The sequence below is a fragment of the Chthoniobacterales bacterium genome, assembly GCA_039930045.1.
GTDB lineage: Bacteria > Verrucomicrobiota > Verrucomicrobiia > Chthoniobacterales > DASVRZ01 > DASVRZ01.
In genome coordinates this window covers 24,462-40,529 of record JBDSQB010000009.1, presented here as the reverse complement: position 1 = coordinate 40,529, position 16,068 = coordinate 24,462, and the positions used below count along the sequence as shown (strand labels likewise).

Genomic DNA, 16,068 nt, shown 5'->3' with positions numbered 1-16,068 from the left:
GCACTGCAACGCGCATTCCTCATTCCCGTCGTATTCACGGTGCTCTTTCTGTTCACATACCCGCCGATTTCCAGCGAGCCGCCGTTCACGCCACCCAACCTAATCCCCGCGACCATTGTGTTTGCTCTTGGCGTTATCGGTTGGTCCACAACATTCTTCGCCTGCCTTCGCGCTTTTCGGCATTGCGGAGTGCGGCCATCCGTCTTCACCAGCTTCGCCTTCTTTCTGCTCTTTGGTCTTGAGCTTTGCCTTGCAGCTTACTCTCTCCATGCGCGCTGACCACGTCATCCGAACGTCGCCTAAACCAAGCGATGCAGGCATGTGGTTAGGTCGAGGGAAATAGACCCTTTAGGGTCGGCCTATCTATAGCCAGTCGAGTGGCAGTCGAATCAGGTCCGTAGGACCGGCATTGGTCGTTGGACGAGGGAAATCCGATGTCGCACCTACGGCGCTCAGGCTTTTCCCGAGCGTGCTTCTAGAGATATTCGGCTCCGACGGAGCCGTGCTCGGGCGGGCGGTGCTGGATCTGCGGCAAGTGCCGGGTGGGATCGAGAAGAAGCTGGGCTGGCTGAGTTAGGCGAAGCTTTAGGCGAAGGCTTTGAGGAAGGCGGCTTCGAGGGCGAGGGGTTCGTTGATGTTTTGGGCGAGGTGGGTCTTGAGGGCTTCGAGGGCGTCGAGGCGGTCGAGGGTGGCGAGGGTGTCCTCCTGGCCGGCGAGCCATTCGGTCTGCGCGGCGTAATGCGGGAGGTCGAGGTGGGTGCGGATGCCGGCACGCTGGCGGGAAACGTCGGTCCACCAGGTGGTGAGGAGCTCGATGAGGTGGGTGCGTTCGCGCTGGCTGCGGGCGGCCCCCTGGGCGTCGTATTGTTCCTCGAGTTTCTCCAGGTAACGGGCTTCGACGGTGCCTTTGAGGTGTTTTTCCTCGGCCTTCAGTTCGGTCTTGTTCTCGGCGGCGATGGTGTCTTTGCAGTCGTTGAGGATGTCTTGGAAGTCGCGGACGAGGCCGAAGATCTGGGGGATTTCCCTCCCCGATGCGGGAGCGGGCTGGGCGAAATATTGGCTGAGGGTGTCGAGGAGTTTCAGTTCCCACGGGCTGCGGACGACTTCGGCAGGGGGGCGAAGCTGGAGGATGAGGCAGCGCGAGAGGATGGTGTCGAGGAGCATCTCGGGTGCGGTGGTGAGGAGGAGGAGCATGGAGTTGGCCGGGGGCTCTTCGAGGGTTTTCAGGAAGGCGTTGGAGGCCTGCGGCTGGAGGCGGTCGGCTTCGATGATGACGCCGAGTTTCTTTTCGGCCTGGCCGGATTTCATGTGCAAGGCGCGTTCGAGTTCGCGGATTTGCTCGATGACGATGCGGCGGGATTTGGATTCGGGCTCGACGGTGTGGGCGTCGGGGTGGGTGGAAAGGAGGTCGGAGCTGGGGTCGAATGGCAGCCGGTTGATGAGGCGGAAGATGTCGGCGGCGAGCTGGCGTTTGCCGCTGCCAATGGCGCCGGTGATGAGGTAGGCGTGCCCGAGCCGCGAGTCGCGCTGGGCGGCGGTGAGGAGGGCGAGGGCTTCGGCGGGTGTGAAGGACATGGGTGGAAAATAGGTCGTATATGACCTATGAAAGGTGCCCCGAGACAGTAGCCCAGATCGAGTCCGCTATCTCGTCGATCGGCAATCCAGCGTCGATGATGACGAAGCGCTGGCTTTCTTTCTCGGCGAGGGCCAGGTAGCCGGCGCGGACGGCTTGGTAAAAGGCGCGGGGCTGCGATTCCATGCGGTCGTATTTCTCCCCAACCCGGGCGGCGAGACGGGCGGCGGCGATGTCGGGGTCGAGGTCGAAGAGGAAGGTGATGGTGGGCAGGCAGTCGCCGACGGCGAAGCGATTGACGGCGGCGACTTTCTCCGCGTCGATGTGGCGGGCGACGCCTTGATAGACGGTGGTGGAGTCGAGGAAGCGGTCGCTGATGACGATCTGGCCACGGTCGAGTGCGGGTCGAATCTTTTCCCGAACGAGTTGCGCGCGACTGGCGGTGAAGAGGAGCAACTCGGCCTCGGGGACGAGTTTCGCGCCGTTCTTGGAGTATTGCAGGAGGTCGCGGATGGCTTCGCCTGCGTCGGTGCCGCCGGGTTCGCGGGTGACGAGCGGAGTGAGGTTCAATTCACCCAAACGCTGTGCCAGCCGCTCGATCTGGGTGGTTTTACCGCAGGCTTCGGAGCCTTCGAAGGTGATGAACAGGGACATGCGGCTGCCATGAAAAAAGAATGTTTTCCTCTTGTCCACGCGAAAGCCACTTTGCGATGCTTGGCGCTCGATGAAACGCTTCTGGATGGTGAAACAAGAGCCGACGGCCTACGCTTGGGAGCAGTTTGTGCAGGATGGCCGGACGAATTGGACGGGCGTGCGGAATTACCAGGCGCGGAACAATCTGCGCGCGATGCAGAAAGGCGACGAGGTCTTCTATTACCACAGCGTCACGGGCAAGGAAGTGGTGGGAGTTGCAGTGGTATCGAAGCCGGCGTTTCCCGATCCGACAGCGACTGAGGGCGACTGGAGTTGCGTGGAGTTGCAGCCCAAAAAGGCGTTGTCGCGTCCGGTGAGCCTGGCGGAGATCAAGGCCGACGCGGCTTTGCAAAACATCCTGCTCGTTCGCAACGGGCGCATCTCCGTTCTGCCGCTGGAGAAAGCGGAGTTTGAGCGGATTCTGGAGCTTTCAAAAAACTGATTTATGGCTGAGGAAATGATTTTGGTGGTGCGACGGGATGTGTTCGACGCGATTGGCTCGTTTCAAGGGCTGAATTTCAACGTCGAGCGCTACCTGCCGCAGTTGCTGGCGAGGCAGAATAATTTTTTCATGGTTCGCTCCGAGGCGGAGAAAAGTCCGGAGTTTAAGCAGATCATTCCCTACGCGCTGCTCGTGCATGAGGGGAAAGTGCTGCATTACGTCCGGGGCAAAAAAGCGGGCGAGCAACGGCTGGTGAGCAAGGGTTCCATCGGCATCGGCGGCCACATGAACGACGCGGACGAGGGACTTTTTGCACTCGACTTCGAGGCGTATCAGGCCGGGGTGCAGCGCGAGGTAAACGAGGAACTGAAGGTGAACACGCCTTACAAAAACAGCGTCGTCGCCTTGCTGAACGACGACTCGAACGAGGTGGGCCAGGTGCATCTGGGCGTCGTCCATATTTTCGAGTTGGAGACGCCCGCCGTCGAGAAACGCGAGGCGATGATCACCGAAATGGAGTTTCTCACCGTGGAGCAGCTTCAGGCGAAAAAGGATTCGCTGGAGAGCTGGTCGCAGATCTGCGTGACGCATCTGGCGGCGCTTCTGCGCGCTGCGGAATAAACCGGGCGAGGACGGCGAGGACCGTGTCGAGGGCAATGGCCGCCAGGATCACGCCCAGCCAATTTAAGAGATAGGCATAGCGGGGCAAGCGGTCGCCCATGGCAAAGACGGTGATGGCGTAAAACGCCGCGGGCAGCCAGAGAATGCTGAATCGCTGGAAACGACCCGGGAGCCACGTGCAGAGCAGCCCGGCCAGCGCGAGCCAGCCGGATGTCCGCAGGGCGAGGGTGTTGCCTTGCGGCGAGAGGCTTTCCTGAAACCAGCCCCAGCAGTCGGCAATTCGATAAATGGCCGTGATGGGTGTGAATTTTCGTGCCGCCCCAAGCTCGGCCATCCGCTGGTATTCCGATGCGTCGAGGCGGTAGAGCAGGGCGAGTTCCTTGGGCGGCGTTTTCTTCCAGCGGGTGGCGTTTTCGGCGTTTTGATCGTGCCAGAATTTTTTCGGCTCCAGGCGTTCGATGCAGCCATTCTCGGAGAGGGAGAGGGCGATTTTTTGCAGGGTGAATCTCAGGAAGGTGAGGGGATCGGAGCGCAAACCCTCGAAGGCAAACGCGCGGCAGACGCGGCTGAAATGTTTGCCGTCTCTGGCGACGCGGGCCCATGCGGGATCGACGTTTTCCGGGTCGGGGCTGTTCAGGCGATACTTAAAATTTTCCTGTTCCCAGGCGTAGTTTTGGCGGACACCGCGTGCTTCCAGCAGGAGCGGACGAAGGGCGGCGCGCTCGGCTGGATAAGCGCGTCCCTCCAGCGGGACGAGCGGCAGGACGGAGTTGAGCAGCAGCCAGTTTCCCTGTCCGCTGCTGCCGGAACTCAGAATGACGACGAGGGCAAAAACAATCGCGCCCCAACTGCGCCGGGCCCAGTGCAGCGGGCTGCCATTTTTCCAGATGGCAATGAGGAGGCAGGCCAGCCAGATGCCGCGACCATGCGGTTTCCAAGCGGCCACGAGGGCGGCGGTGAGAAGAAACCAGAACAACCGCCGTGGTGAAAATGATCCGGGAGCCAGGCCGATAAAAACGAGCGCCATAAACGTGGCCACGAGAAACGTCTCGGTCTCCAGACTATGCTCCAGCAAGAGAGTTTGCGGCCATGTGGCCAGAATCAGACTAATCAGCGGCACCCATATTTTCCACTGCCGGGTGCAGCGGGAGGCGACCATGCCTCCTCCAAATACCATGGCGAGACCGGCCAGGTGCTGGAAAAAAGCCACGGCTTGAATCGGTCTCACCGGCAGCAGCGGCAAAATGCAAAGCCAGGCCGGATAAAGCCAGCGGCGCTTGTCGAACATGGATAGATTTCCCTCGGTCCAGAGACGGACGGCGGTGTGCCAGTAGGAGCCGCCGTCGGGTCCATAATAGGCTTCCGGGGTGACCGCGAGCAGCCACGCGCGGAGGACCAAACCCACGATGAGTCCGGGCAGGCAAAGCAGGAAAACTTTTCTCCAATTCGGGGCTTCCACCGCGCGAGACTTGGGAAAATGCCGGTGTCCTGCAAGTTCAATCGCCTTTTGCAAGTCGCTTCGATTCAGATCATGGTGCGGCCTGTGCATTGGAGGCTTTTCTTTTTCCTGCTGGCGTTTGGGGCCACGTCGCTGCGGGCGGAATTTAACCCGGCGACGGACACGTTTGCCTTTGGCAACGAGACGCTTTGGGCTTACGGCAATCAGCATCGCGACACTGCGAGTCCGGCGGTGAAAACGGGGCGTCCGTATTCTCGCCGGTGCTTCGTGATGGGCCGGGCGCTGATCCAGTTTCATCAGTTTGCGGAGTTTGATCCGACTCAGCCGACGGTTTCAGAGGAGGAATATCGCCAGAAAATCCGGCAAGTCTGTCGCATCCCTGTTTCGCAAAAAAGAAAACCAAAGGAGGTTTTGATCCCCGGATTCGCAAATCTGCAAAGTTTCTCACGGGCCTACCCGGCGTTGCTTGAAGAAAATCTCGGAAACTGGTGGCCGACTTATTTTCGCTTCGGCAACTGGCGCATGGGACTTCCATTTCCCCGCTCCGGCCAACGGGAAGTCGCCGAAAAACTCACGCAAAGCATCGACTCCGGCTCGCTCGCTGCGGTTTACATCACACGTTTTAAGCCGCTGAACCACTGCCTCGTTGCCTACCGTTATCGCCGGACGCGGGCGGGGCTCGTTTTCTCCGTGGTGGACCCCAATCTGCCGGGGAAAATTTGTCAGCTCACGTTCGATTCTGCGACGAGCAGTTTCGAGTATCAGAAAACCTGGTACTACCCAGGCGGACGGGTGAACGTCATTCGCGTTTATCACACACGGTGGCTTTAAATAAATCGAGATATTTCCCTAAGTCAGCCGTCTCCGGCACAGGAATAGCTTTTTAGGAGGATGAAATGAATCCGACCCTATCCAATCTCGAGCAGGAGCAAATCCTCCAGACGATCGAGATGTTCGAGCTGATCACGCAGTCGAATCCGGACGATTACCAATCCTACGACATTCTGAAGGACGCCTATCTGAAGGTCGGTCGCGACGATGACGCCTACCAGATTTCGCGCAAACTCGGCGAGACTTACATCAGCATGGGGCAGTATTCCTCGGCTCTGTTGGAGTTTGAGGCGCTGCTACAGCGGCATCCGGCGGACAAGGAAATCCTCGCCAAGAAAAAGGACGTCGAGGAACGCATGAGCCAAGGCGGCAATGCCCGGAATCCGGTGGACAGTCTGCTCACAGAAAAAGTCATCAACGGCGCGTCGGTCAGCAGTGCGCGCCAAGGCAGCGTGGCCGAGCCTTCGCTGATCGAAGTGCGCGACACGCAGCGCAACGAAAGCGCCCTGCGTCAGGCCGGAGCTGTGGCCGAGGATGGCGACACGGCCCTCTCGAAATTTCTCATTTACCACGGCATTTGCCCCAACAAAGCCGCCAAGGTCGCCCTTGAGCGGATCCGGGAACGCAACGAAGGCCGCGCTCCGGGCACGCTCCCATTTTCCTTGCTGGAGGAAGTCTGCAATGAGACGCAAATCCCCATCGACACGCTGTATTGCGACCTCCTGGACAAGGTCAAGCTGGCCTACATCCCGCTGGAAATTTACGACATCGACCGCTCGATTGTGAAGATGCTGCCCGAGGAAATCACGATTGGGCGGCTGGTTTTGCCGTTCGACCTGATGAGCCGCACGCTCATGATCGCCACTTGCAATCCATTCGACGTCGCGGCCAAGTCCGCCGCCCAGAAGATGCTCGACTACAACATTCAATGGTACGTCGCCACGCCTGCCGCTATCGCGAAGGCGCTCACCGACGTTTACAAACTAGACAAACCCGACCGTGGCAACCGCTAAAAGAACCACCAAGATTGCAGCCAAGTCCTTCGGCGAGCGCATCGCCGATGTCTTGATCGACGACGGCCTCCTGCTGCCCAGCCAGCTCGAGGAAGCGATGGAACTCCAGAAGAAAAGCGGCGGACGGCTGCTGAAAATTCTGACCGAGAAACAATTCGTCAACGAGCAGGACATGGCCCTCGGCATGGGCCGCTGCCTCGACACGCCGCCGATCAACATGGTGAAAATCCGTGTGCCCGAGAGTGTGATGGGACTCATCCCGAAGGACATGGCCCGGAGCTTTAAGCTGGTGCCGATCTGCCAGCTCGGCACAAAGCTTTTCATCGCGATGGCCGACCCGCTGAACGTGCTCGCCATCGACGACGTCCGCCAGCGCACCAAGCTGGAAATCGTTCCGATGATTGCAACGGAAAAGAGCATTATGGACGCCCTTAGCGGCGTGCATGGCGGTGGTTCCGCAGCGATGGACGAGGCGATGCGCTCGGCGGCTAATCTTTCCGACGACATCGAGATCACCGGCGCGCAGAAGGACAAGGTCGATCTCGACCGCATGGCGGCGGACAGCGAGGAAGCGCCCGTCATCAAGATTGTGAACCTGATTCTCGTCCAGGCGCTCAAGGAAAAAGCGTCCGACATTCACCTCGAGCCATTTGAGAAATCGCTCAAACTCCGTTACCGCGTGGACGGCGCTCTCGTGGAGGCCAGCTCGCCGCCGAAAGCACTGCAACTCCCGATCGCCTCGCGCATCAAGATTCTCGCCGGGCTCGACATCGCCGAGCGCCGCCTGCCGCAGGACGGACGTTTTCGCATCACCGTCGGCGGCAAGGATGTCGATCTGCGCATCTCGTTTTTGCCGACGGTCTATGGCGAGAAAATCGTTATTCGTATTCTCGACAAGAGCGCGCTCGCCGGCTCCGTGGACAACCTCGGAATGGACGATTTCACCCTCGAGCGCTTTAAGAAAGCCATCGACGCGCCGCACGGGATGATCCTCGTCACCGGCCCGACGGGATCTGGAAAGACGACGACGCTTTACTCCGTGCTCTCCGAGCTGAACAACCCGATCTACAACATCGTCACCGTCGAGGACCCGGTCGAATACCAGCTCGCCGGCATCAACCAGGTCGCGGTGAAAGCCGACATCGGGCTCGATTTCTCCAGCTCGTTGCGTTCCATTTTGCGTCAGGATCCTGACATCGTCATGATCGGTGAGATTCGCGATAACGAGACCGCCGACATCGCGGTCAAAGCCGCGCTCACCGGCCACCAGGTGCTCTCGACTTTGCACACGAATGACGCTGCTGGCGCCATCGCCCGTCTCGACGACATGGGCATCGAGCCATTCCTGATTTCGAGTTCGGTTCTGCTCACCTGCGCCCAGCGTTTGGTTCGCAAAATTTGTCCGAATTGCCGCGAGGAAATGATCCCGGATTCTGAAATGTGCGACAAACTCGGGATCGACCCGGAAGCTGGCGAAATATTTTATCAGGGCACCGGTTGCGACCGCTGCAAGCAACGCGGCTACGTCGGACGCGCCCCCGTCATCGAAGTCCTCCCTATTTCCGAGACGATTCGCCGTCTGATCATCAAACGCGCCTCCGCTGCCGTCATCAAAAACCAAGCCGTGGCCGAGGGAATGAAAACTTTGCGCATGGTGGGCATGGATAAAGCTAGAGAAGGTATTACCACTCTCGAAGAAGTGTGGCGCACAACCTCAGAAGACACCTAAAAGCCATGTTTAACTGGATCAAAAACCTCGCCCAAGGGCGCAAGCCCCCCCAATCCAACGACGTCCGTGCCACGCGGGTCGTCAAACGCATCGTGCCCGCCAGCCTTCGACAGGCCGAGGCCGAAGCCGAGGAGGAGGAAGCCCGCCACGCTGCCAGCAGACCCGCCGTCGCAGCCCAGGCACCGACCATTACGCTCACGCCCAGCCTGCCAAAGCCGTCGCCGATTTCCATGCCGGCTCCGCGCGCTGAGGAACCCGAGGCAGCACCAGTCATCCGTCGGTCTCCGGTCCGCCTGTCCCCGGCCGCAGAGACATCCGAGTCTGAGCCCGCTCTGGATGCCGCGCCTCCAATGGTGCGCCTGACCACGGCGAAAAAGAAACCCGCGCTCAGTTTTGATTCGGCTCCCGCAGCTTCCTCCAGCCGCCAGATCGTTCTTCTGGTCAGCGATTTTCTCAGCCGCATTCCGAGCAATTTCGTGGATGAAAAAGCCGTTTCTCCCACGCTGGAAGTGCGCTTCGACGCCTCCGATCTCTACTCCGACATGACCAAGGGCCGCGCCACCGTGCCGCTCTCGATCATTGCCGAGGCGCTGCCTGCCCTCTTCAAGCGCAAACTTTCCGCCGAGGAGGACATTGAAATCCAACTCCCGCTGCCGAAGATCGTCGCGCAAATGAGTGATCTTTTCACCCGTCCCGACCAGGAGGCACCCGAGGTTTTTGAGGAAGTCGAAACGCCGTTCCTAAAGGCCGCCCAGCGCGACAAGGAAATCCACAAAGTCTCCGGTGCTGTCGCCGCCCCGGCTCCTGTTGCATCGCCCGTGGCACAACCTCCCGCGCCAGAGCCCGTGGCCCCGGCGCGTCCGAAACCCATTGGACTCAAACTCAGCTCTACTCCGGAGGCGGAGGCTCCCAAACCCGCCGCGAAGCCTGCGCCGAGAGATTCCGATCGCCGCGTGACCGTGCGCGTTCGCCCGCTCATTCAGGCCATGCCGATGCAGCAGCGCGAGGCCTTGCTCGGCAGCATCCCGGAGGACAGCGAAGTCGATCTGCCGCTGGATCAAATCGAAAACCAGCTCGCCAGCGGCCGCGTCGCACTCTCCATGGAAACTTTTTCCGAGGCGCTCAGCCCGTCCATGCGAAAGTTGTTCAAGGAAAACTACACCGGTTCCGAGGTGCCCATTTCCCTTTCGGAAATCGTCAAAAACCTGCCCAACACCGCCCTCCAGATGCGCGAGGACCAGCACGAGCAGGAAGTCGATCCAGACGAATTTGAGACGCCCTTCAACACCACGCCTGACACGATTGCGGTCAAACCGCCCTCGCCGCCGCCATTGTCCGCCGCGATTCCGGCACCAGCCGGCCCGAATCGCACCAAGCCGCTGATTACTCCGGCGATTACCAACTACACCACGCGCAAACTCAACAACACAGGCAACAAATTCCCGAGCCCGATGCACGCCGCACTCGGCACCCAGGACGCGCTGGATGCGAAGAAAGTAATCAAACTCGCCTCAGCCCTGCCCGGCGTCGCCAGTCTCACAATCATCACCGAGGACGGACTCGCCCTCGCTGGCAACATGCCTAGCTTCATGGATCCCGAAGGCTTCAGCGCCATGGCACCGCAACTCCACCGCAAGATGGCCAAGCACGCTGCCGAGATGAAACTTGGCGAGCTTAAACACCTCTCGCTCTCGACCGAAACTCACACGGTAACCATCTTTACTGGCAGCGGAATGACGCTGGCTGTCCTCCACCAAAACCAGTCCGATCTAGGTCATGGTGTGAAGGAAAAATTCATCGCCATCGTCGATGGTCTAGCCAAGCAATACAGCGGAGAACTTGCCTCCCACTAACACTATTTTTTCACGAGGAAACCCAGAGTATGTCCATCATCAACTACGCCAGCAAAGAGATCCAATTCAAGATCGTTTACTACGGTCCCGCTCTCTGCGGAAAGACAACCAATCTTTCCTACATTCACTCCAAGATCGATCCGGGAAATCGTGGAGATCTAGTTTCCCTGGCTACCGCTTCAGACCGCACCTTGTTCTTCGATTTTCTACCTTTGAGTGCCATTGTTATCAAGGGCTTCAAAACGAAGTTTCAGCTCTATACTGTGCCAGGCCAGGTCATCTACAACGCCACTAGACAACTAGTCCTCCGCAGCGTCGATGGCATTGTCTTCGTCGCCGATTCGCAATGGGACAAGATGGAGGAAAACGTAGAGGCATTTAAGAATCTCGAGGAGAACTTGAACAAGATGAACATGTCGCTCGACGAGATGCCTTACATCATTCAGTACAACAAACGCGATCTACCCAATGTCGCGCCGATCAACTACATGGAATTCCTCCTGAACAACCGCAAGAAGCGCGTGCAAAGTTTCGAGGTCATCTCCAGCACGGGCCAGAATGTTTTCAGTTCCTTGAATGTCGTGTCGCAACTATTGCTTCACAAGTTCAACAAAGCCAGCGATGCTGCGCAGGCCAACTCCGCCCCTCCCCAAATCGCCGTCGTCTAGGCATCTGCCGCCCCTGCTAACATTATGGATACAGTTTTATCATTAGGTATTCGAGAAGTCGCCCGACTCGACGAAATTCTTCAGTCTTATCTCGACAAGAGCGAATCGGATTTGGCAGTCATTATCGACCAGGGGGGAAATGTCATCTCGCAGTGCGGTCATTCGGAAATCCTGGATGTTACCATCATCGCGGCGCTCGCTGCGGGCTCGTTTGCGGCCACCAAGGAACTGGCGAAACGCATCGGCGAGATCGAGTTTAACGCCGTCTATCATCAGGGCAACGGCAGTCACATTTTCATGAACTCAGTGGACGACGACACGATCATGATCACCGTCTTCGGCAGTCAGACCACCGTCGGTCTGGTTCGTTTCTACGCAACCGGTTGCTGCAAAAGTCTGGCTGAGTTTCTCATCGTCATCCGCGCTCAAGGCAGCGGCGACATGAATTTCTCCGGCTTCGATGTAGGTAGCGTCGATGTCGCAGCGCCGAGGTAGGCAAAAGAAACTTGAAACTGCAAACCTGAAAGCTGAGTATTTCGCCGTGGCGAAGTTTTCTTCCTTCAAGTTTCAGCTTTCTAGTTTCTTCCCTTGCGCCTGCTCTCCATAGATCCTTCCCTGCGCGGCACAGGTTACGCCGTGCTCGAATCCGATGGACGAAAGCACATCGCTCTCGAATATGGGGTGATCGCCAATGCGCCGAAACTTTCCCAGTCCGGCTGCCTGGTTGCCATTCACGAAAAGATCACCGAGCTAGTAGTTAGACATCGCCCAGAGGAATGCGCCGTGGAAGGAGTAATCTTTGTGCAAAGCCTGCGCACCGCCATCACTCTCGGCGCGGCTCGCGGAGCCTCGATACTAGCAGTCGCGCAGCATGGGATTCCCATTTTCGAGTATGCGCCTCGCAAGATCAAGCAATCCGTCGTCGGCAGCGGTGCGGCGGACAAAAAACAAGTCGCCTTCATGGTGCGCGCGATGTTAGGACTCACCGAAACTCCGTCCGCTGATGCCGCCGACGCACTGGCGATTGGAATCACGCATTTGCAAAGCCAGTCCAGCCTGCAACTCCGCCAGCTTAGCGGCGAACGGCTATGAGCGGACTTCAAGTCCAATGGCTCGGACGCGTCAACTACCCGGACGCACTCGCCTTGCAGGAAAAGCTAGTAGCGGAACACGATGCTAACATGCTGCTTTTGCTCGAGCATGAACCCATTTACACCATCGGACGCACGCCGGATCAATCTAGCTTGCGAACAGGTTTGCTGTCGCATCCGGTGATTCAGACAAATCGCGGAGGACAGGCCACCTATCATGGTCCCGGACAGTTGGTCGGCTACCCGATCATCGACCTCAATGAACTAAGACGCGACTTGCATCACTATCTGCGCACACTGGAAGAACTTCTCATCGAGATACTAGCGATCTACGAAGTTCACGCTCAACGTCGTGAAGGACTCACTGGAGTCTGGGTCGAGGATCGCAAGATCGCCAGCATCGGAGTCGGTGTTAGAAAATGGATCTCCATGCACGGCTTCGCGCTGAATGTTAGCCGCGATCTATCGGGCTTCGCAGCGATCACACCCTGCGGAATCGCAGGTGTCACAATGACTTCACTCAGCATCGAGTTAGGGCGCAATGTGACGGTGAAGGAGTTCGCCGATGTCACCGGGATATACTTCGCGGCGGAACTACTGCGTCGCTTGAAGTAACCTCGCCCGCGCGGGCAAAAGTTTTCACGTCCACCTTCTTCTCCTGCAAGTCGATTTGCACCGCACCCGTTTCATCAAAGCGGAGAAAATTCAAACCTAACTCTCGGCAGTTTTTAACCCACGATGCGGGAACCTTTTCCGCAGGCGGAAAATTCGTGCCAGTTGTCAAAACTGATCTCGCCCCAACTCGCTGGAAAAACGTTTTGGAGCCGCCGACATCATTGCGGTCACGTCCCATAACAAGCCAGTCGGCACGCAGAAAATCGGGAGATTCATTCGCGAGCAAATTCATTTCCGTGGTGAGCCCACTGTCACCAGTTAGTAGAAACATCTGATTGTTGATTGAGAGTTTCAGCACCATGCAATGATCGTCGGCGCGTCCACTATCGACTGTTGAGGGCGGCCAAAGAACATCAATGCTAACATGGTCATCCACAGAAAAATTCGCACCGGCAGTGATCCAGTGGGCGGTGTCTTTGTTAACCAACCGCCGGAAGACAATCGACTTTCGGCCTGCTTCGGGCACATAGACCGCAGCCTTTGGGAAATCGATCAGAAACTGCGTGATGCCTCCGATATGACTTCCATCGCCATGGGTTAGAAGGATGCCATCGACGCGGTTGATGCCGCGTTGTTGCAGGTAGTGTCGCACCACGCGGCGATAGTCTGTGTCCGATCCACAATCGACTAACCAGCAACTGTTGCTCGTCTCAATCGCAGTCGCTCCGCCGCTGCCCAAGTCAAAGAACGTGACACGCTGCTGACTCGGACGCTGCCACCAATGCGAGCCCACAAAAGCCGAGCTGCCGGGAATCGCGGCAAAGGCACCTAACACGAGGAGAAGCACTTTCACGAAGGCCCAGCTCGTGTTGTTAAATGCGACCACCAGCCATGAACTAACCAGCGAGGACATCAGGCTGAGAATGCCCAAGGTTAGAATGAGAAAGGCGAGGGGAACGATGCAGAGATTGGCAACGAGCGCGACAGGTGAGAGCAGGTTAAAATAGACTGCTGTCAGCGGGAGCGAACCGGCCCAGGCGGAAAGAGTGAGGCCGAGATTGCCAGCGATTTTGTTAGTCACCAGCCAGCGGCTTTTCTGAAAAGGCGTGAGCAGTTTCTTCGGAAGAAATGGATCGGGCTGGGTAAATGTTTGCAGCCAGCGTGTAATCGTTCCGCTCAGGAGAATGATCGCGCCGACGACGGTGAAGGAGAGCTGAAAGCCGGCGGAAAAAAGCTGGTTGGTATTGGCGATCAGAATCAGAAAACAGGCAACGGCCAACGTGTTGATGGAGAGCGACGAGCGGTCCAGCAACGTCGCCACGACAAACGCGGAAGTCATCATCGCCGCGCGGACACTCGACGGACTCCAGCCGGTGATCAGTGCATAGATGAAGACCGATGGAATGGTTAGAAGCAGCGCCGTTCTTCGTGGGATTCGCACGATGGTGAAGATGCCAAAGGTGATCGCCGCCAGCATGGTGACGTGAAGCCCGCTGACCGAGAAAAGATGAAACGTGCCGGTCTTCATGAACAACTCCAGAGTCGAATCGGGAGTGTCGTCCTTGGTTCCTAACATCATCGCGGATATGACGCTCGCCTCGACGGGCGACGAGGTTAGATCGGTGGTGATGATGCGGGCGAGGGTGAGTTTGGTTTCATTGGCCCAGCGACGCAGATTCGAGTTAGAACCGACTGTGACGATGTGGGCCTTCTTTGCAAACGGGACTGTGATTTGGCTAAATATGTTTTGGCGCGCCAGCCAGGCTCGGTAGTCAAACTCGCCAGGATTTCGTGGTGCGGCGACGTTCCGAAGATTGCCCTCAAACTCGATTCGGTCGCCCAGCTTTGGCTTGGCGTCGGGCCAGTTGACCAGCAATGATAACGATCCAACCCGGTGCGTGTCGTCGAAAGTTAGCTGGGCGTGTGTGACCTGGAAGTTGCTGCGAAGCTTGCCGGTGGAGGACGCGATTTCGTTGGGAACGGAATCGACGATGCCGGAGCCGTGGATGGTCGTTTCAGTGCCGCCGAGCTGCGCGGCTAACATGCGACTTGCATTGTGATCGAACTGCAAGCTGTGCAGCAGATGGAAAATGGCGACGACGAGTACTAACAAGGTGGGAGTTCGCCGATAGAGCCGCCAGATGCCGAGGGCAATGGCTGTGATTGCCATGGAACTCCCGAGTGAAGCGGGCCAGTGATCGGCCAGCAAAATGCCAGCCATGGCGGCGAATGTCAGACCCACGAATGGATATTTTCCAGTCGCCGGGTCCATCATGTTAGACAGTCTGGAGACGGATTTCGGCGGGTGTGATGTGCTGCGGATCGCAGATGCGGCGAACGCAATGTTCCCAGGTTTCCTGTCCGCTGAGAATCTGGATTTCGACGCGCAGAAAGAAGATCGGGACTTCCAATGCATTCATCGCGGGGAAGCGGACGGCGTCTTTTTCCGTAGTGATAATCGCATGCACATCGCGCCGAATGCAGCGTCGCAGAAAGGAATCCAAGTCCTCCTTGGTATAGCGATGATGGTCAGCGAAACGTTTGTTAACCTCGACGATCGCGCCCAGTCTGCGCAGGCCGTTTTCGAAGCTTTCCGGCGAGGCGATGCCACTGAGGGCGGCAACGTATTTGTCCTTCAAAAAGTCGAGGGGAACGATCTCACCCGAATGTAAATTTTCCAGATGGAGCGGCTGGTGGGCGCACTCGATGATCTCGGCGCGGCGGTTGTAGCGTCGAATGCGCTCGATGAGCGCGGTGTTGTTGCCGTCGCTTTTGGTGAGAAAAATGTAACTCGCCCGTCGCAGATTTTCGGGCGGTTCGCGCAGGGTGCCACGCGGGAGGAGAAACTCATTTCCGAACGGCGCCTGGCAATCGACCAGCACAATATCGAGGCGATGCTTGAGATGGAGATATTGCAGGCCGTCGTCTAGCAACAACGTGTCCGCGCCATATTTTTTGATTGCACGCAGACCGCTCTTCACGCGGTTTTTATCGACGATGACCAGCACGTCCTTGAGGTTTTTTGCGAGCATGTAGGGCTCGTCACCAGCGTATTCGGAATCTAACAAAACAGTCTTTCCATCCGAGACAATGCGCGGCTCGCGGTCGGGCTTTTTTAAGAGCACGCGGTCCCAGAATGTGCGGGTGTCGGGCGGCGGTTTGCTTTTGTAGCCGCGTGTTAGGATGGCGACGCGGCGGCCGCCGTTTTGCAGGGCGCGGGCAAATTTTTCCACGACGGGAGTTTTGCCCGTTCCGCCGACAGTTAGATTGCCGATGCTAATGACGAGGCAACCTAGCTGGTGATCGCGCAGGAGGCGTTTGCGGAAAAGCCAGAGCCGGGTTTGCACGCCGAGTTTGTAGAGCTGGGAAAGTCCTAACAAAAGCGTCCGCAGCATGGAGGCTTGCGCGCCTTTGCGGCCACCGAGGATGACATCGATGGCGTATTCCTCCGCTTCCTCGAGACGTCGGCTCATGATGCTA

Annotated in this window: 15 protein-coding genes; 10 read left to right on the top strand and 5 right to left on the bottom strand. The window is 58.0% G+C overall.

Annotation, left to right across the window (positions count from 1 at the left end; genetic code table 11):
* Window positions 1-585: 585 nt before the first annotated feature.
* Both ABIT76_07265 and tmk read right to left on the bottom strand, forming a co-directional pair.
* The gene (locus ABIT76_07265) at window positions 586-1,575 is read right to left on the bottom strand and encodes a hypothetical protein (protein ID MEO7932939.1); all 990 of its coding nucleotides are present in this window, start codon (window positions 1,573-1,575) and stop codon (window positions 586-588) included.
* 25 nt (window positions 1,576-1,600) lie between these two features.
* Window positions 1,601-2,227, bottom strand: a complete 627-nt coding sequence (gene tmk, locus ABIT76_07260; GenBank protein ID MEO7932938.1) for a dTMP kinase — start codon at window positions 2,225-2,227, stop codon at window positions 1,601-1,603.
* Between the two features lie 70 nt (window positions 2,228-2,297).
* Here tmk and ABIT76_07255 point away from each other — a divergent pair, with 70 nt between their 5' ends.
* Both ABIT76_07255 and ABIT76_07250 read left to right on the top strand, forming a co-directional pair.
* Window positions 2,298-2,708 carry an EVE domain-containing protein gene (locus ABIT76_07255; GenBank protein ID MEO7932937.1) on the top strand — a complete coding sequence of 137 codons (411 nt, stop codon included), beginning with the start codon at window positions 2,298-2,300 and terminating at the stop codon, window positions 2,706-2,708.
* 3 nt (window positions 2,709-2,711) lie between these two features.
* Entirely contained in the window at window positions 2,712-3,329 is a 618-nt protein-coding gene (locus ABIT76_07250) for a hypothetical protein (protein MEO7932936.1), read from the top strand.
* On the opposite strand, the gene ABIT76_07245 is transcribed toward ABIT76_07250, so the two are convergent.
* On the bottom strand, window positions 3,232-4,788 hold the full coding sequence (locus ABIT76_07245) for a hypothetical protein (GenBank protein MEO7932935.1): 1,557 nt from the start codon (window positions 4,786-4,788) through the stop codon (window positions 3,232-3,234). The genes ABIT76_07250 and ABIT76_07245 overlap by 98 nt on opposite strands.
* 18 nt (window positions 4,789-4,806) lie before the next feature.
* On the opposite strand from ABIT76_07245, the gene ABIT76_07240 reads away from it, so the two are divergent.
* The 8 genes from ABIT76_07240 to lipB all read left to right on the top strand — a co-directional run bounded on the left by ABIT76_07240 (window position 4,807) and on the right by lipB (window position 12,588).
* On the top strand, window positions 4,807-5,619 hold the full coding sequence (locus ABIT76_07240) for a hypothetical protein (protein ID MEO7932934.1): 813 nt from the start codon (window positions 4,807-4,809) through the stop codon (window positions 5,617-5,619).
* A gap of 65 nt (window positions 5,620-5,684) precedes the next feature.
* A complete protein-coding gene (locus tag ABIT76_07235; protein ID MEO7932933.1) occupies window positions 5,685-6,632 on the top strand; it encodes a hypothetical protein in 948 nt (315 codons plus the stop codon).
* Entirely contained in the window at window positions 6,619-8,361 is a 1,743-nt protein-coding gene (locus tag ABIT76_07230) for an ATPase, T2SS/T4P/T4SS family (GenBank protein ID MEO7932932.1), read from the top strand. The genes ABIT76_07235 and ABIT76_07230 overlap by 14 nt, the downstream gene beginning before the upstream one ends.
* Window positions 8,362-8,366: 5 nt before the next feature.
* On the top strand, window positions 8,367-10,214 hold the full coding sequence (locus ABIT76_07225) for a hypothetical protein (GenBank protein ID MEO7932931.1): 1,848 nt from the start codon (window positions 8,367-8,369) through the stop codon (window positions 10,212-10,214).
* 29 nt (window positions 10,215-10,243) lie between these two features.
* Window positions 10,244-10,882, top strand: a complete 639-nt coding sequence (locus ABIT76_07220) for an ADP-ribosylation factor-like protein (GenBank protein MEO7932930.1) — start codon at window positions 10,244-10,246, stop codon at window positions 10,880-10,882.
* A gap of 24 nt (window positions 10,883-10,906) precedes the next feature.
* Entirely contained in the window at window positions 10,907-11,377 is a 471-nt protein-coding gene (locus ABIT76_07215; protein MEO7932929.1) for a roadblock/LC7 domain-containing protein, read from the top strand.
* Between the two features lie 93 nt (window positions 11,378-11,470).
* A complete protein-coding gene (gene ruvC, locus ABIT76_07210) occupies window positions 11,471-11,974 on the top strand; it encodes a crossover junction endodeoxyribonuclease RuvC (protein ID MEO7932928.1) in 504 nt (167 codons plus the stop codon).
* Entirely contained in the window at window positions 11,971-12,588 is a 618-nt protein-coding gene (gene lipB, locus ABIT76_07205; protein MEO7932927.1) for a lipoyl(octanoyl) transferase LipB, read from the top strand. The genes ruvC and lipB overlap by 4 nt, the downstream gene beginning before the upstream one ends.
* On the opposite strand, the gene ABIT76_07200 is transcribed toward lipB, so the two are convergent.
* On the bottom strand, window positions 12,542-14,863 hold the full coding sequence (locus tag ABIT76_07200; protein ID MEO7932926.1) for a ComEC/Rec2 family competence protein: 2,322 nt from the start codon (window positions 14,861-14,863) through the stop codon (window positions 12,542-12,544). The two genes, lipB and ABIT76_07200, sit on opposite strands and share 47 nt — an antisense overlap.
* 1 nt (window position 14,864) lies before the next feature.
* On the bottom strand, window positions 14,865-16,061 hold the full coding sequence (lpxK, locus tag ABIT76_07195; protein ID MEO7932925.1) for a tetraacyldisaccharide 4'-kinase: 1,197 nt from the start codon (window positions 16,059-16,061) through the stop codon (window positions 14,865-14,867).
* Window positions 16,062-16,068: the final 7 nt, after the last annotated feature.

Coding starts and splice junctions, on each gene's coding strand:
- ABIT76_07265 (MEO7932939.1), bottom strand. CDS start 1,575: ATGTCCTTCACACCCGCCGAAGCCCTCGCCCTCCTCACCGCCGCCCAG.
- tmk (MEO7932938.1), bottom strand. CDS start 2,227: ATGTCCCTGTTCATCACCTTCGAAGGCTCCGAAGCCTGCGGTAAAACC.
- ABIT76_07255 (MEO7932937.1), top strand. CDS start 2,298: ATGAAACGCTTCTGGATGGTGAAACAAGAGCCGACGGCCTACGCTTGG.
- ABIT76_07250 (MEO7932936.1), top strand. CDS start 2,712: ATGGCTGAGGAAATGATTTTGGTGGTGCGACGGGATGTGTTCGACGCG.
- ABIT76_07240 (MEO7932934.1), top strand. CDS start 4,807: ATGCCGGTGTCCTGCAAGTTCAATCGCCTTTTGCAAGTCGCTTCGATT.
- ABIT76_07235 (MEO7932933.1), top strand. CDS start 5,685: ATGAATCCGACCCTATCCAATCTCGAGCAGGAGCAAATCCTCCAGACG.
- ABIT76_07225 (MEO7932931.1), top strand. CDS start 8,367: ATGTTTAACTGGATCAAAAACCTCGCCCAAGGGCGCAAGCCCCCCCAA.
- ABIT76_07220 (MEO7932930.1), top strand. CDS start 10,244: ATGTCCATCATCAACTACGCCAGCAAAGAGATCCAATTCAAGATCGTT.
- ABIT76_07215 (MEO7932929.1), top strand. CDS start 10,907: ATGGATACAGTTTTATCATTAGGTATTCGAGAAGTCGCCCGACTCGAC.
- lipB (MEO7932927.1), top strand. CDS start 11,971: ATGAGCGGACTTCAAGTCCAATGGCTCGGACGCGTCAACTACCCGGAC.
- ABIT76_07200 (MEO7932926.1), bottom strand. CDS start 14,863: ATGATGGACCCGGCGACTGGAAAATATCCATTCGTGGGTCTGACATTC.
- lpxK (MEO7932925.1), bottom strand. CDS start 16,061: ATGAGCCGACGTCTCGAGGAAGCGGAGGAATACGCCATCGATGTCATC.